The organism is Nocardia testacea NBRC 100365 (assembly GCF_000308775.1).
Taxonomy (GTDB): Bacteria; Actinomycetota; Actinomycetes; order Mycobacteriales; family Mycobacteriaceae; genus Nocardia; species Nocardia testacea.
The window spans coordinates 13,483-35,054 of the sequence record NZ_BAGJ01000170.1; the positions used below are offsets into that span (position 1 = coordinate 13,483).

General features: G+C 67.5%; 19 protein-coding genes. 10 read left to right on the plus strand and 9 right to left on the minus strand.

What is annotated here, in order from left to right; all coding sequences use genetic code 11:
- Positions 1 to 394: 394 nt before the first annotated feature.
- The 4 genes from ON38_RS22890 to ON38_RS22905 all read right to left on the minus strand — a co-directional run bounded on the left by ON38_RS22890 (position 395) and on the right by ON38_RS22905 (position 3,292).
- Positions 395 to 691, minus strand: a complete 297-nt coding sequence (locus ON38_RS22890; protein ID WP_039826991.1) for a DUF2516 family protein — start codon at positions 689 to 691, stop codon at positions 395 to 397.
- Between the two features lie 69 nt (positions 692 to 760).
- Positions 761 to 1,477, minus strand: coding sequence for a hypothetical protein (locus ON38_RS22895; RefSeq protein ID WP_039826992.1), 717 nt, complete (start codon positions 1,475 to 1,477; stop codon positions 761 to 763).
- Positions 1,474 to 1,965, minus strand: a complete 492-nt coding sequence (locus tag ON38_RS22900) for a helix-turn-helix domain-containing protein (protein WP_039826993.1) — start codon at positions 1,963 to 1,965, stop codon at positions 1,474 to 1,476. The genes ON38_RS22895 and ON38_RS22900 overlap by 4 nt, the downstream gene beginning before the upstream one ends.
- A 109-nt stretch (positions 1,966 to 2,074) precedes the next feature.
- Entirely contained in the window at positions 2,075 to 3,292 is a 1,218-nt protein-coding gene (locus ON38_RS22905; protein WP_245564165.1) for a DUF445 domain-containing protein, read from the minus strand.
- Between the two features lie 865 nt (positions 3,293 to 4,157).
- Between ON38_RS22905 and ON38_RS22910 the strand changes: the two genes are divergently transcribed.
- The 10 genes from ON38_RS22910 to ON38_RS22955 all read left to right on the plus strand — a co-directional run bounded on the left by ON38_RS22910 (position 4,158) and on the right by ON38_RS22955 (position 12,533).
- Entirely contained in the window at positions 4,158 to 4,844 is a 687-nt protein-coding gene (locus ON38_RS22910) for a TetR/AcrR family transcriptional regulator (protein ID WP_039826995.1), read from the plus strand.
- Positions 4,845 to 4,970: 126 nt separating this feature from the next.
- Entirely contained in the window at positions 4,971 to 6,374 is a 1,404-nt protein-coding gene (locus tag ON38_RS22915; RefSeq protein WP_039826996.1) for an ABC1 kinase family protein, read from the plus strand.
- Positions 6,375 to 6,410: 36 nt separating this feature from the next.
- A complete protein-coding gene (locus tag ON38_RS22920) occupies positions 6,411 to 7,652 on the plus strand; it encodes a saccharopine dehydrogenase family protein (protein WP_039826997.1) in 1,242 nt (413 codons plus the stop codon).
- Entirely contained in the window at positions 7,649 to 8,329 is a 681-nt protein-coding gene (locus tag ON38_RS22925) for a class I SAM-dependent methyltransferase (protein ID WP_051165080.1), read from the plus strand. Before ON38_RS22920 ends, ON38_RS22925 begins: the two co-directional genes overlap by 4 nt.
- A 181-nt stretch (positions 8,330 to 8,510) precedes the next feature.
- On the plus strand, positions 8,511 to 8,933 hold the full coding sequence (locus tag ON38_RS22930) for a hypothetical protein (RefSeq protein WP_039826998.1): 423 nt from the start codon (positions 8,511 to 8,513) through the stop codon (positions 8,931 to 8,933).
- The gene (locus ON38_RS22935) at positions 8,926 to 9,501 is read left to right on the plus strand and encodes a hypothetical protein (protein ID WP_039826999.1); all 576 of its coding nucleotides are present in this window, start codon (positions 8,926 to 8,928) and stop codon (positions 9,499 to 9,501) included. Before ON38_RS22930 ends, ON38_RS22935 begins: the two co-directional genes overlap by 8 nt.
- The gene (locus ON38_RS22940; RefSeq protein ID WP_039827000.1) at positions 9,498 to 10,238 is read left to right on the plus strand and encodes an ESX secretion-associated protein EspG; all 741 of its coding nucleotides are present in this window, start codon (positions 9,498 to 9,500) and stop codon (positions 10,236 to 10,238) included. The genes ON38_RS22935 and ON38_RS22940 overlap by 4 nt, the downstream gene beginning before the upstream one ends.
- Positions 10,239 to 10,250: 12 nt before the next feature.
- The gene (locus tag ON38_RS22945) at positions 10,251 to 11,084 is read left to right on the plus strand and encodes a polyphosphate kinase 2 family protein (protein ID WP_039827001.1); all 834 of its coding nucleotides are present in this window, start codon (positions 10,251 to 10,253) and stop codon (positions 11,082 to 11,084) included.
- Between the two features lie 139 nt (positions 11,085 to 11,223).
- On the plus strand, positions 11,224 to 11,970 hold the full coding sequence (locus ON38_RS22950; RefSeq protein WP_039827002.1) for a DsbA family protein: 747 nt from the start codon (positions 11,224 to 11,226) through the stop codon (positions 11,968 to 11,970).
- Positions 11,970 to 12,533 carry a vitamin K epoxide reductase family protein gene (locus ON38_RS22955; RefSeq protein ID WP_039827070.1) on the plus strand — a complete coding sequence of 188 codons (564 nt, stop codon included), beginning with the start codon at positions 11,970 to 11,972 and terminating at the stop codon, positions 12,531 to 12,533. The genes ON38_RS22950 and ON38_RS22955 overlap by 1 nt, the downstream gene beginning before the upstream one ends.
- Positions 12,534 to 12,549: 16 nt before the next feature.
- Here the strand turns inward: ON38_RS22955 and ON38_RS22960 are convergent, their stop codons facing one another.
- From ON38_RS22960 to aceA, 5 genes are all read right to left on the minus strand, one after another.
- Positions 12,550 to 13,674 (minus strand): S1C family serine protease, encoded by a 1,125-nt coding sequence (locus ON38_RS22960; RefSeq protein ID WP_039827003.1) that lies wholly within the window; start codon positions 13,672 to 13,674, stop codon positions 12,550 to 12,552.
- Between the two features lie 547 nt (positions 13,675 to 14,221).
- On the minus strand, positions 14,222 to 15,277 hold the full coding sequence (locus ON38_RS22965) for an NAD(P)-dependent alcohol dehydrogenase (protein WP_039827004.1): 1,056 nt from the start codon (positions 15,275 to 15,277) through the stop codon (positions 14,222 to 14,224).
- Positions 15,278 to 15,756: 479 nt separating this feature from the next.
- Positions 15,757 to 18,084, minus strand: a complete 2,328-nt coding sequence (gene metE / locus ON38_RS22970; RefSeq protein WP_039827005.1) for a 5-methyltetrahydropteroyltriglutamate--homocysteine S-methyltransferase — start codon at positions 18,082 to 18,084, stop codon at positions 15,757 to 15,759.
- Positions 18,085 to 18,649: 565 nt separating this feature from the next.
- Complete coding sequence (locus ON38_RS22975) at positions 18,650 to 19,519, minus strand: 3-hydroxybutyryl-CoA dehydrogenase (RefSeq protein ID WP_039827006.1); 870 nt, start codon at positions 19,517 to 19,519, stop codon at positions 18,650 to 18,652.
- Between the two features lie 592 nt (positions 19,520 to 20,111).
- Positions 20,112 to 21,401, minus strand: a complete 1,290-nt coding sequence (gene aceA / locus ON38_RS22980) for an isocitrate lyase (RefSeq protein WP_039827007.1) — start codon at positions 21,399 to 21,401, stop codon at positions 20,112 to 20,114.
- Between the last annotated feature and the right edge of the window lie 171 nt (positions 21,402 to 21,572).

Sequence of the window (21,572 nt, forward strand, 5' to 3'; positions counted from 1 at the left end):
GGCGCGCTGGCGCGCGCGGGGTTGAGGCCCCCTTGGTCTCGCCGTTTCGGCCTCGAGACTTGCGCTTCGCGCGGGCGCTTTCGAGGCCGAAACGGCGAGACGGGCCTCAACCCTTTCAGGTGTCTCGCAAAACTCGACGCATGCGGTTACGTCGGCATTCGAGGTCCGGAACGGATGCCGACTCGACCGCACTGGCGGCCTGGCATCCGGTCGCCTTCACGAACATCAGCGCCTTCTCGGTGCCGAGTTCAGCGAGGCCCTGAAAGGGTCGAGGCCCGTCCCGCCGTTCAGGCCTCGAAGCGCATGCGCGAAGCGCGAGTCTCGAGGCCTGAACGGCGGGACCTTCGGGGGCCTCGACCCCGCGCCGCCGGAGGCGGCGCAAATAAACACAGCTCTACCAGCGGGGGCCGCGCTGGACCTCGTCGACCTTCGGCCGCACGTCGGCCAGGTAGATACCGGTCGCGATGATGGCGATGAATGCCAGCAGTCCCAGGCCGGGCCAGCTCACCAGCATGAGCAGGATCGCCACGCCGAGAATCCCCAGCCAGATGGGTTTGGTCAGTTTGTCGACCGCGGTGAACGCGTCGGAGCGCTGACGCACGGCGTGCACGAGCGCGAAAACAGTCGCGCTTGTCGCCAGCAGCCACAGTGCGACCATGATCAACCCGGTCAACCCGTACACCTTGTCCACCCCACCATGATAAGAGCAGCGCCCCCGCGCACTGCACGTGCACGGGGGCGGTTCACCGGATTTACCAGGTCAGGGCTTCTTCGGCGCGGCTTTCTTGGCGGGGGCGGCCTTCTTCGCGGCCGGAGCCTTCTTCGCGGCGGGCGCCTTCTTCACCGGCGGGGCGGGCTCGGCGGCCGGCGCGGGCACGGGCTCGGGTGCGATTTCCGGCGCGACCTCGATCACCTCGGCCTCGGGCACATCCGCCGCGGTGGGTGCGGCAGTCGCGGCGGGGGCCTGCGACTCGGCCGCCTGCTCCGCTTCGGTCTTGGCGCGTCCGAGCAGACCGTTCACCCGCCCGACGACCTCCTCGGCCCGGCTGCTGGCGTCCTTGTACAGGGTCTCCACCCGGCCGACCTGCTCTTCGACCAGATGGTTGGCGCGCAGCCGCTCGACGGTCTCCTCACCGCGCACCGCCAGATCCGCATAGAGATCGAGCGCCTGGCGGTAGTACTGCTCGGCGAGCCTGCGCAGTTCCTCGGTGGTGAACTTCTCGCGCAGCTCGGCCAGGTCCTCCGGCAGCTCCGAGGGCAGTTCGGACAACCGGGCACGGATCTGCTCGAACTGGGTCTGCACATCGGCAGGCAGCCCGGCGAAACGCTCACGGGCCTCCTCGACCCGGACCCGGCCGTTGACATCGGTCGCACGCTCACGCACTTGGGTCACCGCGTCCACAACCGCGGCGTAAACCGCGTCCGTGGCGCCGACAGTGGCCAGCAGTGGCTTGGCAGTGGTGTACTTCTCGGTCATTTATCGTTCTCCTGGCGTGGAGCGTCGGTTGTCGGTTGTGGAACAACACTGTCCCGGGGAATCGCTTCCTCCGGCCCGTTCTCCCGGCGGAACGATTCGTATATATCCAGGAGCACCTGTTTCTGCCGCTCGCTGATCGCGGAATCGGCGAGCACGGCGTCCCGGACGGGACTGTGCGGCCGCTGCTCGAGGTAGCCGGCGCGCACATACAACACCTCCGAAGAAACCCGCAGCGCCTTGGCGATCTGCGTCAGTACTTCGGCGGAGGGGTTGCGCAACCCGCGCTCGATCTGGCTGAGATACGGGTTGCTCACCCCCGCCAGCTGGGCGAGCTGGCGCAACGAAACCTGCGCGGCTTCACGCTGCGCCCTGATGAATCCTCCGATGTCCTGCGCCGCGTTGACCACGCGGGCTGCCTTGTCGCCGGCGCCGGCAGACGCTGCCGGATCGTCGGTGCGCTGGGCGGAAACCTCGGGACGGTCGGCCATCACTCACCTTCTGGCGTTGTAGTTACAACGATAGATCGGGGTGCTAGCAATTGCAAGCACCATGTTAGCAGTATTTGTTTGCGGCGCCTGCGGCGCCGAAAAACACAGCTCATCCCCCGAACATCAGCTGCGAGACCGTATAGATCGCCAACCCCGCCAGGCTGCCGACCACAGTGCCGTTGATCCGGATGAACTGCAGGTCACGCCCCACTTGGACCTCGATCTTCTTACTGGCCTCCTCCGCATCCCAGCGGGCGACCGTATCGCTGACGATGGTGGCGATCTCGTCGGCGTAGTTGGCGGCCAGGTAGCGGGCGCCGCGCTCGATCCAGCCGTCGACCTTGGCCCGGGTCTCGGTGTCGTCGCGGAGACGTTCGCCGAGCTGCTGCACATTCTCGGCGACCTTGCGGCGCAGAGTGCTGTTCGGATCGTCGGCGGATTCGAGGATCAGACGTTTGGCCGCCCGCCAGGTCGCCTCGGCGAGGCCGGTGATCTCCTCCCGGCCCATGATCTCGGTTTTGATCCGTTCGGCCTTGGCGATCATCGTCTCGTCGTACTGCAGGTCGTGCGCGAAATCCTCCAGGAAACGGTTGGCGGCGAGCCGGACCTCGTGGTCGGGGGTGGAACGCACCTTCCAGGTGAACTCGACCAGTTCCCGGTACACCTTCTCCGACAGCAGGACGTTCACGAATTTCGGCGCCCACTGCGGCGCCTCGCCGTTGACGATCCGGTCTATCGTCTCCTGGCTGCCCAGCGCCCACTGGTGGGCGCGTTCGGCGAGCAGGTCCAGCAGCGGCAACTGCCGGTTGTCGGCCAGCAGCTCGGCGAGGACGCGTCCGATCGGCGGACCCCACAGCGGTTCGGCGATCCGTTTCACGATGGTGTTGTCGATGACCTGTTCGACATCCTCATCGCGCAGCACCCCCACGACCGCGCGCAGAATCGTCGAACTCTCGTCGGCCACCCGGGCCGCGTTACCGGGCGCGGCCATCCAGCGCCCGATCCGCCACGGGATCTGCGCGGAGTTCACCTTCGCGGTGACCACCTCCGGAGACAGGAAGTTGGTGCCCACGAAACTTCCCAGGCTGGCACCGAGCTGATCCTTCTTCCGGCGGATGATCGCGGTGTGCGGGATGGGCAGGCCCAGCGGATGCCGGAACAGCGCCGTCACCGCGAACCAGTCGGCCAGCGCACCGACCATTCCCGCCTCGGATGCCGCGCGCACATACCCGACCCAGTCGCCGGCGCCGCCGCGCGACTCCAGCCACCGGCACACCAGGTAGATCACCGTGGCCACGGCCAGCAGGCCGGTGGCGAGGGCTTTCATCCGCCACAGGTCACGTCGTTTGGCCGCGTCATCGGTGAGGGTGGCGAATACGCCCGGCGGTTCCGCCTGCCCACCGGCGGCGGTCGTCCCGGGAGCGGAATCGAGCACCGCACTACTACCGGTCGGTTTCTGCATACTCCCCATTCTGCTGTGTTCATGGCGCCGCCTTCGGCGGCGCGGGGTCGAGGCCCCCTCGGTCCCGCCGTTCAGGCCTCGAGACTTGCGCTTCGCGCGGGCGCTTTCGAGGCCTGAACGGCGGGACGGGCCTCGACCCTTTCAGGGCCTCGTAAAACTCGGCACCGATGGAGTCGATGGGATAGCCGGCGGGTGCGTGAGTGCGCATGGCGAGCCTGGACAGGCGTAAGGGCCTTCGGTTCCCGCTGAGATCCGGTATTTGTCCGGATGACTGCCGCACGCAACCGATCGACACGCTCCGGAACCGGGGCGGGCCCCGGCCCCGGAAACCGACCATCCGAAGTCGACGAGAGGTACGTGGGGAGGTGCCGTGACCGGCCTGAGCGGGTCGACCATCCTGCAAGTGCTCAGGTCACCGGCCTATGGACGCGCACATCACCCGCCTGAGCAGGCCGATCACCCGGTAAGTGCTCAAAGGTCACATCCCATGGACTGCCAACCGCACATCGCACACCGCGGCGCTTCCGTCACACGCGGCCGACCTCACGTACCCGCAGGGCCGCCGGACCCGCACGGAAGTGTGGGATCTGCCGCACCGGCGCCAAACGAACCACCTGGGCAGAAAGGGGGCCTAGAGTGGAACGCACGTGAACCGTCCGGACCGAGGAGCCCCACGCTGTCCACCGAAGACCTGCTCGATATCGGGACATCCGCCGATCGATCGGCGCCGGTGCGTACCCCGCGGACCGACGGGCGCAAGCGGCGCTGGCGCCAGCACAAGATCGACCGCCGCGAGGAACTCGTCGACGGCACGCTGGCCGCGGTGCGCACCCGCGGCGGGAATGCGGGGATGGACGAGATCGCCGCCGAGATCGGTGTGTCCAAGACAGTCCTGTACCGCTATTTCTCCGATAAGAACGACCTGGTCAACGCCGCGATGCAGCGGTTCATCGAGATCACTTTGATGCCGCGGGTGTACGGCGCGATCAGTCTCGATGCCGACGAGTATCAACTGGTGCGGTCGGCGCTGGCCGAATACGTGGGCGCGGTCGACGAGGACCCCGAGGTGTACCGGTTCATCATGGGTACGGGATCGGGCGATCCGTCCTCGCTGGCCGATTTCGAAAGGCTGTTCGCTGAGGTCGTCGCGGCCGCCATCACCGAACGCGGCAGTGCCCTCGGTATCGAGACCGAAGGGGTGATGCTGTGGTCCTATGTGCTGGTCGGCGGCATCCAGCTCGCGACGCACTGGTGGACCACGCACAAGACGCTGCCCCGGGAAGAGGTCATCGACTACCTCACCATGATGGTGTGGAGTGCCATCGAGGGTATGGCGCGCGCCGGTGGTTCGCGGAGCAGGTTCGCCGACCAGGAGCATGTGCTGCCCCCGGTTTCCCCCGGCGACCAGGCCGTCTGAGCCGGCGGTCCGGCCTGGCTCGACAACCCGGCCGGGTTGGCTAGTCTGATTGCCGTGCGGTGACGAGGAACCGATCGCGTTCTTCTGTCGTCGTAGGCGCGCGTCGGCACCAACGGAGGTTCCTCGATGGCGAAAGAAGTGCCGACATCCCGGCTGGCTCGCGGCACCAAGCTGGGTGCGGTGGCGGCCGGCTCGATGATGCGTAAACAGCGCGCCCGGCTCTCTATGCGCGGTCGCTCCGAGGCCGTCCGGGCCCGGATGGCCGAGGAGTCCATCCTCCGCAGTACCGAACAGCTGGTCATGGTGTTGGGCACCATGAAAGGCGTGGCCATGAAACTGGGCCAGATGATGTCGGTCCTCGACCTGGACCTGGTGCCGCCCGAGCATCGGGAACGCTTCCAGAAACGGCTGGCGGTCCTGCGCAACGCCGCTCCCTCGGTGTCCTTCGAGGCCATGCGCGCGGTGATCGAAGAGGACTACGGGCACCCGCTGGACGCGGTGTTCACCGAATTCGAACCCGAGGCCATCGCGGCGGCCTCCATCGGCCAGGTCTATCTCGCGCGGTTGCACGACGGTCGTCAGGTCGCGGTGAAGGTGCAGTATCCGGGCATCGATGCGGCGGTCCGGGCGGATCTGAAGAACCTGAACATGTTCCGGCGGGTCCTGCAGTCGGCGATGCCCTGGGTGACCCCGGCGGTCCTCGACGAACTGCGGCTGAACATGGAAGCCGAACTCGACTATCACATCGAGGCCGAAACCCAGCGCGATATCGCGGATCTCTATGCCGACCACCCGTTCGTCGTGGTCCCGCGGCCGGTTCTCGAGCACAGCACCAGGCGAGTCCTGGTCACCGAGTATCTGGCCGGTACCGCCTTCGAGGACATCCGCCGAATGCCGCAGGCCCAACGCGACCGGGTCGGCGAGATCATCTATCGCTTCTATGTCGGGTCGCTGTTCAATTTCAACGAGTTCTGCGGCGACCCGCACCCGGGTAATGTGCTGCTCGCCGCGGACGGCCGGGTCGGTTTCCTCGATTTCGGCCTGTTCAACCGGATGGATCCCGAACATGTCCGCTTCGAGGCGATCTGCCTGTGCGCGGCTGCCGAGGACCGCGGCGCGGATCTGCGGGATCTGATGATCCAGCGCGGGGTCATCGACTCGGCGGACGAGATCGGGGTCGAGGAATGCCTGGAGTATGTGCTCTCGGCGTCGGAATGGTGCCTGGTGGACCAGGAACTCACCATCACTCCGGAACTGGCCAGTGGGGCGTTCCTGCTGGCCGTGGACCCGCGGTCCAGTGAATTCTCCGGCATGAAACAACAGAATCTGCCGCCGGAGCATTTGTTCTCGCGGCGGGCCGATTTCCTGACCTTCGGCATGCTGGGTCAGCTCGAGGCGACCGCCAATTGGCATCGCATCGCCCGGGAATGGTTGTACGGCGAGGAGCCGGTCACCGAACTCGGGCGCCTCCATCGACAATGGCTGGCCGGCCGCCGGCCGGCCAAACGCGGTAAGCGGCGTACGGGTTAGCACCGCGGCACCGGACATATCCAAGGGGTTCCATCCATGACCGACACTCGTGAATTCGACCTGATCGTCTTCGGCGCCACCGGCTTCGTCGGCAAGCTCACCGCCCGATATCTGCTGGGTGCGGCGCCGGCCGGGGCGCGAATCGCACTGGCCGGACGTTCGGCGGACAAACTCGCCGCGGTGCGCGACGAGATCGGTGCCGCCGATTGGGGTCTGGTGGTCGCCGATACCACCGATCAGGAGTCGATGGACGCCCTCGCCGCCCGCACGACCGCGGTCATCACCACGGTCGGCCCCTACCTGCGCTACGGGATGCCGATGGTCGCGGCCTGCGCGAAAGCCGGCACCCACTACGCGGACCTCACCGGCGAGCCGCTGTTCATCCGCGACGCCATCGACACCTACCACGACGAGGCCGCGCGCACGGGCGCCAAGATCGTGAACTCGTGCGGCTACGATTCGGTGCCTTCGGATCTGAGCGTCTACCAGCTCTACCGGCGGACCGTCGCCGACAACACCGGCGAACTCGGTGACACCACCCTGGTCGCGACCCTGCGCGGCGGGGTGAGTGGGGGCACCATCGATTCCGGCCGGGCGATGATGGAGGCGGTCGCCGCGGACAGATCGAAGGGCGCGATACTCAGCCATCCCTATTCGCTGAGTCCGGACAAATCCATGGACCCCGAGGTGGGCCGCCAGTCCGACCTCACCCTGCAGCGTGGGCGCGAGATCGACCCGAGTCTGGACGGCTGGGTCGGCACCTTCGTCATGGCCTCGCACAACACCAAGATCGTGCGCCGGAGCAACGGCCTGCTCGGCTGGGTGTACGGCAAGAACTTCCGCTACCGCGAGACCATGGGCGCCGGCAACTCTGTCCTGGCTCCGGTGATCGCCGCGGGTATCTCCGGCGGGGTCGTCGCCGGGATGGCCATCGGTGGTCTGCTGTCCCGGTTCGGTGCCGGTCGCGCGGTGCTCGACCGGGTGCTGCCCGCGCCGGGCACCGGCCCGAGCGAGGCCACCCGGGAAAGTGGCTGGTTCCGGATGCGCACCTACACCCGCACTTCCTCCGGTGCCCGCTACCGTGCCGATTTCGCCGGTCTCGGCGACCCCGGGTACAAGGCGACCGCGGTCATGCTCGGCGAGAGCGGGCTCGCGCTGGCCTTCGACGACAAACCGGAACTCGCCGGTGTGCTCACGCCCGCCGCGGCCATGGGCGATGCGCTGACCGCGCGCCTGCGCGCGGCCGGAATGACGATCGATGTCGAGCCGCTGGGATGAACCTCGCTCGGCGCACCATGAACGCCCCGGCGCTGGCGGCGGTCTACGAACGGGTCTGGCGGCCTACCGTGTTCTATCTGGCCACCGGCCGCACCACTGCCGCCGACCGCCGGTTCGCGGTGGAATCGCTGCACCTCGACAGGTCGCGGCGGGTTCTGGACATCGCCTGCGGGCCGGGTAATTTCACCCATTTCCTGAGCGAGCACATACCGGCCGACGGGTACGTCACCGGGATCGACTATTCACCGCCCATGCTGGCGCGCGCCCGCGCCGACAATGCCGGGCCGCGCGCCGGATATGTCCGCGGCGATGCGCGCTACCTGCCGTTCGCCGACGAGACCTTCGACGCGGTCTGCTGTTTCGGCGCGCTCTACCTCATTCCGGATCCTTTGGTGGCGGCCCGGGAGATGATCCGCGTGCTGGCTCCCGGCGGTCGCATCGCCATCACCACCAGCCATCGCCCGGACAACCCGGTCGGCGAATTGACCCGGCTCACCGCGGGAGTGAGCGGACTGCGCATGTTCGGCGGCCGGACCTTCCCGGACCTGTTCGCGAGGGCCGGACTGGTCGATATCGACCAATCCGTGCACCGATTCTTCCAATACGTGACAGCCACCCGCCCGGCCGAGGGCACGGCGGGCCGCGAGGCCCACCGTCCGGCGAAGTCCGGCGTCTGAGGGATTCCGCGAGAGAAGTGCACGACCCGTTGTCACCCCTCGATACGCTGCTGCCCGCGTCCCGTTCCGCGTGCGCCAATTCACAGCCGAATCCCTATGACCGGCAAGTTTTCCCCCGCAGAGTCGGCTACCCGTCGGTAGAGTCACCTGGCGTACCCACGGGCCGGAAGGGGGATTCCAGATGTCGGTACCGGAAGTGGGGCAGAGCACGGCCCGCCGGCTCTACTCCGCGGCCACGGCCGGGGGCGCAGATTCGTTCACGCTCGCCGAAGATGTCGCCCTGCGCCTGGCACAGGCCTGCGACACCCTGGTCGCGGATCTCGAAGCGGCGCGGGCCGGAGGCCACCACATCGCCGAGAAGCCCGGCACCGCCGGTTTCCCGGATCTGCCCACCGGACAGGCCCTCGCGACGGGCTTCCGCGGCAAGGCAGTGCAGTACCTGGAAACCCTCACCGCGCTCCAGGAGACGGCGCTGTGCTTCAAGGCCGCCTACCTCGCCGCGGGCGGCCGGCTCGCCGAGGCCGATCTCGCCAACCGTGCCGCCCTCGCTGTGGTGGCGGCACATCCCGGCCTCGGCCCCGACGACGAGGACGGCCATGGCTGAACCCGCGGGCAACGATCCGCCCTACGCGCCCGAACGCGAATGTTTCGGCAGTTTCACCCACCAGGAGATCTGGGACCGGGTACACGAGATTCTCGATCCCGGTGCGCTCGGCGCCGCCGCCGCGGCGTGGCAATCCAACGCGGACGCCATGGCGGAGGCCTTCGCCACGTTCACCGACGCCACCCGGCGCGAATTCGAGCACTGGACGGGACATTCGGCGCAGGCTGCCCGGCAGGCGACGCGGGAGTTCGTCGCCGCCGGTACGGAAACCCACGAGGCGTGCCGCGCACTCCAGCGCCTGATGGAGGGCAATACCGAAGCGGCCCAGACTTTGCGGTCGGCATTGGCCCCGCCGCAGCCCTATCGGCCGCTCGACGATCCGGCGGCCGAGGCCGTGCACGGCGGCCGCCGCCGGATGGACCACGATATCGCCGCCGCCGCGGCCGCCGCCGACGCGCAGGACGCGATGACCACCATCTACAACCCCACCCTCCCGGCTTCCGGTGACCGGGTACCCCGGTTCCCCGACGCGTCCACCGGCGCCGGCGGCGGGAGTCCGGGCAAGTGAAGTGGATCCTGACCCCGGACGAGTTCAGTTACGTCTGGGCCAACGAAACCAGCCTGGACCGCCGGCCCTACCCGGTGAACCTGGCCCCGGCCAGCGCCGTTCGCACCGAATCCGAACTGGACTCGCTGCGATTACCACAGCGGTTCGCCAGACAGGCCGACCCGGATCTGGCAGCCGCGCTCATGCTCTGCGCCCGCCCGGACGCCACCGCAGTAACCATTTCCGGAGAGCGCCCGGCGCTCACCCGCGACGGCGACCAGCCGCATACCGAACAGATACTCGGCTTCGCCGCCGTTATCGATCACCACGCCGCCGTCCTGCACGCCACACCCACGAGGGTCACCGTTCATATGTGTCATGCCCGGGACCTCGGGGGCAGGCTGGTCCAGCTGATCGGTTCCGCCCGACCCGGCGCCCACGGCCCGTTCCACCAGCCTCAGGACGCGGTACTCACCGACGCCCCGCTGTCCACCTGTGACGGCGACGGAGACGCCGCCCGATTTCGCGCCGCGCTTCGTGAACCCGTCGACGCCCGCGGTTTCATCACCGTCACGGTGGCCCCGGACGACCCCATGTCACCGCCCACGCTGCACCGCAGCTGGCTCGATATCCGCGACGACGGTCGCTATCTGCTCACCACCGCCGATGTGCTGGTCCTCGCACCGGTCAGTGATACCGAGTTCGCCGACAACCTGCAGAACCTGGCTCGCATCCGCGGCAGCACCCCCGGACTGTGATAGGCCTGTCCGATGTCAGAGCAATGGAAAACCCCCGCCGGCCGGGCCCTGCGCGCCGACGGCCTGCGGATCGCCGATCTCGATACCTCGGCCCGGCCCGGGTTCGACGGGCACAAGAAGGACGGGGAAGCGCTGCTGGCCGAACGCGCCGAGGTATTGGCGGGCCTGCAGGAGAAGCTCTACGCCAACGGCCGCGCCGGGGACAACCGCAGTGTGCTGCTGGTCCTGCAGGGCATGGACACCGCCGGCAAAGGCGGGATCGTGCGCCACGTCATCGGCTCGGTGGACCCGCAGGGTGTCGATCACGCCGCCTTCGGCGTCCCGACCGAGGAGGAGAGACGGCACCACTTCCTGTGGCGGATCCGCAAAGCCCTGCCGCGCGGCGGACAGCTGGGTGTGTTCGATCGCTCACACTACGAGGACGTGCTGGTCGCCAGGGTCCACGAACTGGTCCCCGAGGCGGTCTGGCAGCAGCGCTACACCGAAATCAACGATTTCGAGCAGGAAGTGACCGAAGCCGGGACCACGATGGTGAAGGTCGCGATGTTCGTATCGCTCGACGAACAGAAGAAAAGGCTGCGGCAGCGGCTGGAACGGCCGGACAAATACTGGAAGTTCGATCCCGGCGATATCGACGAGCGCGCCTACTGGCCCGCCTACCAGGATATGCTGGACCGCACCTCGACCGGCTACGCACCCTGGTACGTCGTGCCCGCCGACGCGAAGTGGTATTCGCGGCTGGCCGTCACCGAACTGCTCATCGAGGCACTCGAGAAGCTGGAGCTGAGCTGGCCGCCGGCGAATTTCGATCCGGCCGCCGAGCTGCGCCGGCTCGACACAGCCTGACCGGCGCGGATCGGTGAGTTATGGAAACTCTCAGCAAGCCGGACAATGATGGGCGGTGCGCCGGGCACCCCGGCGCACCCTGGCGAACCTACGAGTGGCCGGGGCAGGCGAGGCGAGGGAAAGGCGTGGTGAACGCACGGTGAGCAAAAATCCCGGGCGGCCCAATCCGCTGGCGGCGGGTGCGCGCGCGGACCGCAACCGCAAGATCGCGATACAGGTCGGCGTGGCCGCCGTGCTGGTGGCGCTGGTGGCGGCGATCGGTATCGGCTTGGCCGTGCGCAACTCCGGTTCCGACGACGTGGGCGCCGTCCCGGCGGTGGCGACCGATAACGGCGCCATCCGGGTAGGGCAGCCCGATGCGAAGGCCACCGTGCGGATCGTCGCGGATATGCAGTGCCCGGTCTGCAAACAGTTCGAGGCCGACCACGCCGAACTACTGAGCACCGCGGTCGCCGACGGCACCGCCGCGATCGAATACAACATCGTGGCTTATCTGGACAAAATGTCCAGCACCGAATATTCGACCCGCGCCGCGAACGCTTCCTACTGTGTCGCCGATACCGGAACCGACAAATACCAGGCCTGGTTGAAACTGATGTTCCAGCAGCAGCCGCCCGAAGGCGGCGCCGGCCTGACCGACGAGCAACTCGTCGCCATCGCGCAGCAGGCGGGCTACACCGACCCGGCCATCGCCGACTGCATCACCGATCGCAAATACGACGGCTTCGTCGGCGCGAAATCCCAGGAATCGATCGACGAGGGCATCGACGGCACCCCGACGGTTTTCGTCAACGGTGAAAAGGTCGATCTCGCCCTGAAGCAGGACCGGTCGGGCTTCGACACCGCACCGCTGACCGCCGCGATCCAGGCGGCTGCAGGCCGGTGATCCGGACTTCACCGCCTGCCGCTTGGACGCTGCTGCTGTGCGGGCTGGCCGGCTGGATCGCCGCGTTCGTCCTGCTGGTCGAGGACTTCAAACTGCTCAGCGATCCCGGCTACATCCCGTCCTGCAGCCTGAACCCGGTGCTGTCCTGCGGTTCGGTGATGGCTACCGATCAAGCGTCGGTACTGGGCTTCCCCAATCCGATCATCGGAGTGACCGGGTTCTCGGTGGTGGTGACGCTGGGTGTGCTCTCGGTCGCGGGAGTGGGACTGCCCCGCTGGATCTGGACCGGGCTGTGGCTGGGCACGGTCGCGGGCACCCTGTTCATCTGCTGGCTGATCTTCCAGAGCCTGTACCGCATCAATGCGCTGTGCCCCTACTGCATGGTGGTGTGGGCCATCATCACGCCGCTGCTCGCCGTGGTCACCGCGCAGCTGTGGGGTAACGATCGGGGCGCACTGCGGGTGGTCGCGGAATGGCGCTGGACCTTCGTCGCGGTTTTCTACGCCGTGGTGCTGGTGCTGGTGTTCCTGCGCTTCCAGGACTACTGGCTGTCCCTGTTCTGAACGTCGCCGGCCCGCCCTAACCCGGTGTGCCGGCGATCAGCCGCACCGCCACGAACCGCTCACCGCCGTCGGCTGCCCGCACGCCCAGCCGCACCGTTTCGGCGGGTTTGCGGGTGTCGATCGCCGCGCGCAATGCGCCGGCACTCGTAATGGCACGACCGTCCAGCGAGGTGATGATCTCACCGGCCCGCAGGCCCGCCACCTGCGCGGGCAGACCCTGAATTGCCATATCGACGCGGGCTCCGCGTGGTCGCGCGTCGGAGATCAGTACTCCCAGGGTGGCGGTGGGACCGATATGTACCGAGTCGGTGGGCGTACCGGACCTGATCTGACGCACGATCCGCATGGCGGCGTCGATGGGCACCGCGTATCCGTTGGGAGGGTCCTCGGCGGCGCCCGGTGGCGGGTCCCGGTTGCCGGACGCCGCCGCGATCACGCCGACGACCGCGCCGGTGGAATCGGTCACCGCCCCGCCGGACTGGCCCGCGCTGACCGCGGCCTCGATCTCCAGCATCCCGGTCAGTGCCTGCCGGGACAGGTCCTGCTGGTTCAGGGCCATGATCGTACTGTCCAGATCGCTGATCTCGCCGGTGACGGCGGTGGCCGTGCCGCTACCGCCGGCATTACCGATGGCCAGGACCTCGTCCCGTACCCGCAGCCCGGCGGAACTGCCGATCCGCGCGGTGGCCAGCCCACGCGCGCCCGTGAGGGAGAGCAGGGCGATATCGGCGTGGGCGTCGTACCCGAGCACCTCGGCGGTGTACACGGCACCGTCGGAGACGCGGCTGACCCGGACGGTTTTCGCGCCTTTCACGACATGGTGGCTGGTGAGGACCTGTCCTTCGCCGGTGAGGACTATGCCGGATCCGGCCGCCGCGGCGCCGAACGGACGGGCGGCGGCGGTGATGTTCACCAATACCGGGGAGATACCGCGGGTCACCTCGCTCGCGTTCAGCGGCGGCCGCGGAGCCGGACGGACGGGGGCGGCGACGACACTGCGGCCGGGCTGCGGCAGGCCGGGTAATTCGCCCCGGTAGCCGAACAGGGCCCCGAGGGCCAGCACCGCGGCGAAGACGGTGATGAGCACGCGGCCCCCGCCCGTGGGCCCACGGGAGCCGGTGCTCTGCCACTGGTTGTCCAAGGAGCCTCCCGCTGCCGCAGCCGATCACGACCATTGTCGCCCGGATCGACGCGCGGCAGTCGAGTTTCCTCTCCTTGCCGCAAGTTATCCACAGGTATCCCCAGTTATCCACAGGTCGAGCGAGGCCTGGGGAAACAGGCACCGGATACCTGTTGATTCGTTACCGTCGGACCACTGCGGTCACATCCGTGTCACGTCCCCGCGGCTGCCCTTTACGCCGTCCGGGCGAAAACCGGCCCGGAAGTCGGCGTCTGCCCGAGCGAACCGGCCGACCGGCGCGTCGGGAAATACGCCCGGCCCGTTATCCCACGGAAACCGAATCAATAGAATTCCGTATCCCGGGCCCGCCCGGCCGGAAATCCATCCACAGCCGGTGGGCCTTCGTCCACACCGCGGATCCCGGTTTTCCACAGCCTTCTCCACAGTGTGGATAATCCGTCGGCACGGACCGAAATCTCCTTTGTTCGATGCCGGCCGATTGTTCGACGAAGACCGATGGAATCGACTTCCCGGCCGCGGAATCCGCGGGGCGGACCAGCGTAAACGCTCAGATGGTGGCCGTATCTATGACGAACCGATACCGCACATCACTGGCCACCACACGTTCGTACGCGCTGTCGATCTCGTCCGCGGAAATCAACTCGATTTCCGCTCCGATTCCGTGCGCGGCGCAGAAATTCAACATCTCCTGCGTCTGCTCGATACCGCCGATCATCGAACCCGACAGCGAGCGCCGGCGACCGGCCAGCACCCGGGCCTGTACCTGGAGCGGGGCCTCCGGCAGCCCGAGCACGACCAGCGTCCCATCCAGTCGCAGCAGCTTCATGTAGTCGTTGATCGGCAGATCCGCGGAAACGGTGTTGATGACGAGATCGAAGCTGCTGCGCAACTCCCGGAAGACCTGGGGGTCGCTGGTGGCGTAGTAGTGGTCCGCGCCGAATCGCTTTCCGTCGTCCTGTTTGCTCAGTGAATGACTGAGCACCGTCACCTCGGCACCCAGCGCGGCGGCAATTTTCACGCCGATATGACCCAGCCCGCCCATTCCGATGATCGCGACCTTCTTCCCGGGTCCGGCACCCCATTGTCGTAAAGGCGAATACAGGGTGATTCCGGCGCACAACAGCGGCGCGGCCACCGAAAGATCGATGCCCTCCGGGATAGCGACCACGAAGTTCTCGGTCACTACGATCCGGGTGGCGTATCCGCCCATGGTGTGCCCGCCCGGCTGCACCTCCTCGGGCACACGGGAGTTGTAGGTCATCACCGTGCCCCGCGTGCAGAACTGCTCGTCGCCCGACAGGCACGGCTCGCACACTCCGCAGGAGTCCACCATGCAGCCGACACCCACCCGGTCACCCACCCGGTGGCGGGTCACCGCGGGCCCGACCGCGGCGACGGTCCCCGCGATCTCATGCCCCGGCACACACGGGTACGCCGCGCCACCCCACTCGTTACGGGCGGTGTGGATATCGGAATGGCAGATCCCGGCGTAGGCGATATCGATCAGGACATCGTGCGGCCCGAGCTCCCGGCGCTCGATGGTGACCTTCTCGAACGCGGCGTCGGGCCCGGCCATCGCGTAAGCGGCTACAGCAGTACTCATGCGTCCATGCCTACCGGCGCATACCGGATTTGCCAAGGTGGTGTGACTTGCAGCGCCGCGGGTGAAGGCGGCAGAGGGGCTTACTCGGGAGGGCGGGGGACGTGGCCTCGCTCGCGCAGGCGGCAGCGGGCTTACTCGTGAAGGCGGGGGTTTTTGGCGCCGCCTGCGGCGGCGCGGGGTTGAGGCCCCCCTTGGTCTCGCCGTTTCGGCCTCGAGACTTGCGCTTCGCGCGGGCGCTTTCGAGGCCGAAACGGCGAGACGGGCCTCAACCCTTTCAGGTGTCTCGTAAAACTCGACACATGGGGTTGCGTCGGCACTCGACGTCCGGGTCCGCGGGTCGGGTTCGGATCCAGGTTGGGGCCGCGGGTTGGCCAGGTTCGCCCGTTTTATTCGTGCGGTGCCGGTTGTCTCGGGGACCGGTCGCGGGGGCAGCAGGCGAGGCGTGCGACGTTGTTTCCGGATGCGCGGAGTTCTGCCCCCTACTCCGGGGCGGGATCGGGGTCCTGCTCGGCTTCGAGGCGGCGGCGGACGCGGCGGGCGGCGGCGACCATATTGCGGAGGGCGGGGTCGAGCTGCCAGTGGTGGCGGGTCTTCAGGCCGCCGTCCGGGTTGGCCCAGAGCCGGTCGGGGCCGACGGCCGCGGCGGCCGCGGTGAGCAGCTCGTCCAGTTCGTCGATATCCGGGATCCGGGCCGAACGGCTTTCGTAGACGCCCGGACCGACACCATGACTCAGTCCGTGGCCGGAGGCGTAGTCCTCCTCGAGCGCTTTCAGCACCCATTCGATGGACCGGGTGGCGACGATGGCGGTGACGTCGGCGTCGAGCTGTTCGATGGCCTGGACGATCTCGGTACGGCCGGAGTACGGGATATGGGTGTGGATCTGGGTGCTGGGCGCCACACCGGAGGTCGCGAGCCGGAAGGCGCCGATCGCCCAGCGCAGATATTCGGCGCGACCCTCGGGCCGGGCCGGCCACAGCTCCCGCAGCGCCGGTTCGTCCACCTGGATGATGCCGATACCGGCGCGTTCCAGATCCACCACTTCGTCACGGATCGCCAGCGCCACCTGGTCGGCCGTTTCGTAGAGCGGCTGGTCCTGCCGCACGAACGAGCGCGCCACCATGGTGACAGGCCCGGTGACCATGCCCTTCACCGGTTTATCGGTCAGCGACTGCGCGTAGGTGATCCACTCGACCGACATCGGGGCCGGCCGCGACACGTCGCCGTAGATGATCGGCGGACGCACACAGCGCGAACCGTACACCTGCACCCAGCCGAAATGGGTGGTGGCGAAACCGTCCAGCAATTCGGCGAAGTACTGGATCATGTCGTTGCGCTCGTGCTCGCCGTGCACCAGCACATCGAGGCCGATATCTTCCTGCAGCGCGATGGTGGCGGCGATCTCCGCCTCGATCTTCTTGCGGTATTCGTCGTAGGACAGTCGGCCCTCGCCCAGCTGGTGGCGGGCCTGCCTGGCTTCGGCGCTCTGCGGATACGAGCCCAGCGTGGTGGCGGGCACCGGCGGCAACTGCAATTTCTCCTGCTGCGCGGCCCGGCGCTCGGCGTAGGGAGCGCGTTCCCGCATCTGCGGAGTGATCGCGTAAACCCGTTGGCGCACTGCGTGCTTCTGTTTGAAATGCACTTCGCCGGGGCGTTTACGCCATTTGTCCGAGGGGCCCTCGGTGAGCGCTTTGGCCAGTGAGACGACCTCGCCGACCTTCTGCTTCGCGAATGCGAGCCGATCGGCCACATTTCCGTCGATATCGTATTCGGCCAGCACATCGTAGGGCACGTGCAGCAACGTGGTTCCGGTGGAGACCACCAGGTCGGGGCACACTTTGGCGAGTTCGTTCAGGTATTCCAAGGTGACGTAGCGGTCGGCCCGCCACACATTCGTGCCGCTGATGACGCCCGCGTAGAGCCGCTTGCGCCGAATACCCGGGATCTGTGCCAGTTCTTCGGGCCGCACCCGGTAGGACGCCAGATCGAGGCCGATCGCCTCCACACCGGTACCGGCGAGGATGCGCAGCGCTTCCCCGAAATCGCCGTACTGCCCGGTGACCAGGAGGCGCGGCCGCAGCGGCGCTTTGGACAGCCGGTCGTAGACACGTTCGAAGGCGGCGAGTTCGGCCGGCGTGCGTTCGGCGGTGAAACAGGGTTCGTCCAGCTGCACACAGGTGGCGCCGCGCCGGGCCAGGATCTCGAACAACTCCTCGTAGACCGGGAGCAGCCGGTCCAGCAGATCGATGGTGTCGAACCCGGCCGATTCACCGGGCACACTGCCCGCCTTCGACAACAGCAGCAGCGACACCGGGCCCAGCACCACCGGTCGCTGCTCGATCCCCGCGGCCATCGCCCGGTCCCATTCGTCCAGCAGCGCCTCGGCGTGCAGGGAGAATTCCGTATCGGCGTCGAGTTCCGGCTGCCGGTAGTGGTAGTTCGTACCGAAGAAACGCACCAATTCCAGCGGCGGCAGATCGGGCCGGCCACGCGCCATCAGGAAATAGAAATCCAGCGGATCGAGATCGGCGCGGTATTGCGCGAAACGGGACGGGACCGCGCCGAAGAGCAGCGCATTGTCGAGCACATGGTCGTAGAAGGAAAAGGTGTTCCCCGGGACCTGGGTGAGACCGGTGGCAGCGAGCTCGTTGAACTGCTGCTCCTGGATATCCCGACCGACCGCGCGCAGCTCCTCCCGGGTGATAGCCCGCCGCCAGTACGCCTCGAGCGCGCGCTTGAGCTCCCGGTGCGGACCGATCCGCGGATACCCGAGCACACTCGAGCCGAACCCTTCACCGACGTTGACCATGTCGACCTCCGTGTTTATTTGCGGCGCCTCCGGCGCCGCCGGTCGGGGCCCTCGTGACCCCGGTTCTTCACTCCGCCGCTCAGTCGCTGCGCTCTGTCGCTCCAGAACCGGGGCGGGCCCCGACCATGGATGCCGCCTACCTCAGGTAAACGGTACGACCCGCAACCGATGGACGAGAGCTACCCGAAGCAACGGACTGCATGCGACCCACCCGGGTTTCCCACGCAACCACATGTGTCGAGTCTTACGAGACACCTCAAAGGGTTGAGGCCCGTCTCGCCGTTTCGGCCTCGAAAGCGCCCGCGCCGAAGGCGCAAGTCTCGAGGCCGAAACGGCGAGACACAAGGGGGCCTCAACTCCGCGCCGCCGAAGGCGGCGCCAAAAACACAGCACCTTCACGAGCAAGCCCACCTCTCGCCTTCGTCGAAAGCGCGCCTCTCATCTCGGTGACCGCACCGACCGAACTCCCGGCACTTCCACCACCGCCTGGCCCGGGGACCGGGTGGACCGCTGGAAGCCGGGCCCGGCACCGGACCTCGCCGGTCCACGAGCGGCCGACTTTGTCCTACGACTTGTTGTACTGGTAGAAACCCGCACCCGTCTTCTTACCCAGCAGTCCGGCTTCCACCATGCGCATGAGCAGCGGCGGGGCCGAATACAGCGGCTCCTTGAATTCGCCGTACATCGAGTCGGCGATGGATTTCACCGTGTCGAGGCCGACCAGGTCGGTGAGCGCGAGCGGGCCCATGGGGTGGGCGCAGCCGAGCACCATCGCCTTGTCGACATCCTCCTTGGTGGCGAATCCGGATTCGACCATGCGGATGGCCGAGAGCAGGTACGGCACCAGCAGCGCGTTGACCACGAAACCGGAGCGGTCCGAGGACCGCACGATCTCCTTGCCGAGGATCTCGGCCGCGAACTTCTCGGCCCGCTCGGTGACGGCGCCACTGGTCTTGAGCGTGGTCACCAGTTCGACCAGCGGCAGCACCGGCACCGGGTTGAAGAAGTGCATACCGACGACCCGCTCGGGGTTGTTGGTGGCCACCGCGATCTTCATGATCGGGATGGAGGAGGTGTTGGAGGCCAGTACCGCGCCGGGGTCGGTGACCACCTTGTCGAGTTCGGCGAAGATGGAGGTCTTGACCTTCTCGTCCTCCAGGACGGCCTCCACCACGAGCTGCCGGTCGGCGAAATCGCCCAGGTCGGAGGTGAACCGCAGCCGCCAGGCCGCCTGTTCCCGCTCCCGCTCGGTGATCTTGCCGCTGCTCACGCCTCGGTCCAGGGACCGCAGGATCCGCGACCGGCCGGCGGCGGCGAGCTCCCGGGTCTGCTCGTACACGAGCACATCGACATGCGCCCGCGCGCACACCTCCGCGATACCCGCGCCCATCTGGCCGGCACCGATGACACCGACACGCTGAATCTTCTCGTTCACGTCCCACTCCTGTGTTCATGGCGCCGCCTGGGCGGCGCGGGGCTGTGTTCATCGGCGCCGCTTCCGGCAGCGCGGGCTCGGAGCCTTCGTGCCCCCGTCCACCATGCCGCCCACGCGGCGCCAGAGCGAGGGCAAGCGGCGGGGTTCGGGGCTTCTTTCTCGTCGGAGAGACCGAAGCCCCCTCGCCGGGCTGTTGCGAGGGGGCGGTACACCCCTACCGAGGTAGTGGGTCCGGGATACCCGTCGGAGGACGGGATACCACGATCGGTCCCGGAGGACTCGGGCCCGCGGGCCCGAGTCCGGCTCGGAGCGCAAACCCCGAGCCGGGGCCGTACTTCCGGCACCCTGTCGCGGACGGCCGACAGACCCGTTCCCCGAACCGCTTCCGATAACAACCGGAATTTGGACCACAGAACATCGATCCTCACCGCAACCACCACCTGGTGCCGAGTCTTACGAGGCCTACAAAGGGTTGAGGCCCGTCTCGCCGTTTCGGCCTCGAAAGCGCCCGCGCGAAGCGCAAGTCTCGAGGCCGAAACGGCGAGACACAAGGGGGCCTCAACCCCGCGGCGCCGAAGGCGCCGCAGACAACTCAGTGAAACTGTCCCTCTTCGGTGGAGCCCTTCAGCGCCGCCGTCGAGGTGTTCGGGTCGACGGTGGTGGCGATGGTGTCGAAGTAGCCGGCGCCGACCTCGCGCTGGTGCTTGATAGCGGTGAAGCCACGCTCGGCGGCGGCCTTGAACTCGCGCTCCTGCAGGTCGACGAAGGCGGTCATACCCTCGCGGGCGTAGCCGTAGGCCAGGTCGAACATGCCGTAGTTGAGCGAGTGGAAGCCCGCCAGGGTGATGAACTGGAACTTGAAGCCCATGGCGCCGAGTTCACGCTGGAACTTCGCGATGGTGGCGTCGTCCAGGTGGGCCTTCCAGTTGAAGGACGGCGAGCAGTTGTAGGCCAGCAGCTGGTCCGGGAATTCGCTGCGGACGGCTTCGGCGAACTTGCGCGCGACCTCGAGGTCCGGCACGCCGGTCTCCATCCAGATGAGGTCGGCGTAGGGCGCGTAGGCCTTGGCCCGCGCGATGCAGGGCTCGATGCCGTTCTTCACGCCGAAGAAACCTTCGGCGGTGCGGGTGCCGTCGAGGAACTCGCGGTCGCGCTCGTCCACATCGGAGGTGATGAGGGTGGCGGCTTCGGCGTCGGTGCGGGCGATGATCACCGAGGGCACCTCGGCGACGTCGGCGGCCAGGCGCGCGGAGGTCAGGGTGCGGATGTGCTGCTGGGTGGGGATGAGCACCTTGCCACCGAGGTGGCCGCACTTCTTCTCCGAGGCCAGCTGGTCTTCCCAGTGCACACCGGCGGCACCGGCGGCGATCATGGCCTTCTGCAGCTCATAGGCGTTCAGCGCGCCACCGAAGCCGGCTTCGGCGTCGGCGACGATCGGGGCCAGCCAGTTCTCGACGGCGGTATCGCCCTCGACCTTGGCGATCTCGTCGGCGCGCAGCAGCGCGTTGTTGATGCGACGGACCACGGCGGGCACCGAGTTGGCCGGGTAGAGGCTCTGGTCGGGGTAGGTGTGGCCGGAGAGGTTCGCGTCACCGGCGACCTGCCAGCCCGACAGGTAGATGGCCTTGAGGCCGGCGCGGACCTGCTGCACGGCCATATTGCCGGTCAGGGCGCCCAGCGAGTTGATGTAGTCCTCGTTGTTCACCAGATCCCAGAGGATCTCCGAGCCACGCCGCGCGAGGGTGTGCTCTTCGACAACGGTGCCCTGCAGCTTGGAAACCTGCTCGGCGGTGTAGTTGCGGGTGACGCCCTTCCAGCGCGGGTTGGTGTCCCAATCCTGCTGGATTTCCTCGGCGGTCTTCGGGGTGCCGGTGGTCGACATCTTGCGACTCCACTTCCTTGTTCGGTCGGTCCGCCGTCCGCGTCGACGAAGCGTTTCCGCGTCGCACTGCTGGAACGACGATTTGCAGGCTTGCAATGCCCGGTGGGTGTACTTCCACACCATGGCACACCATCAAAATGCCGTCTACCTGTTGCTTCTGTGAATCTGAGC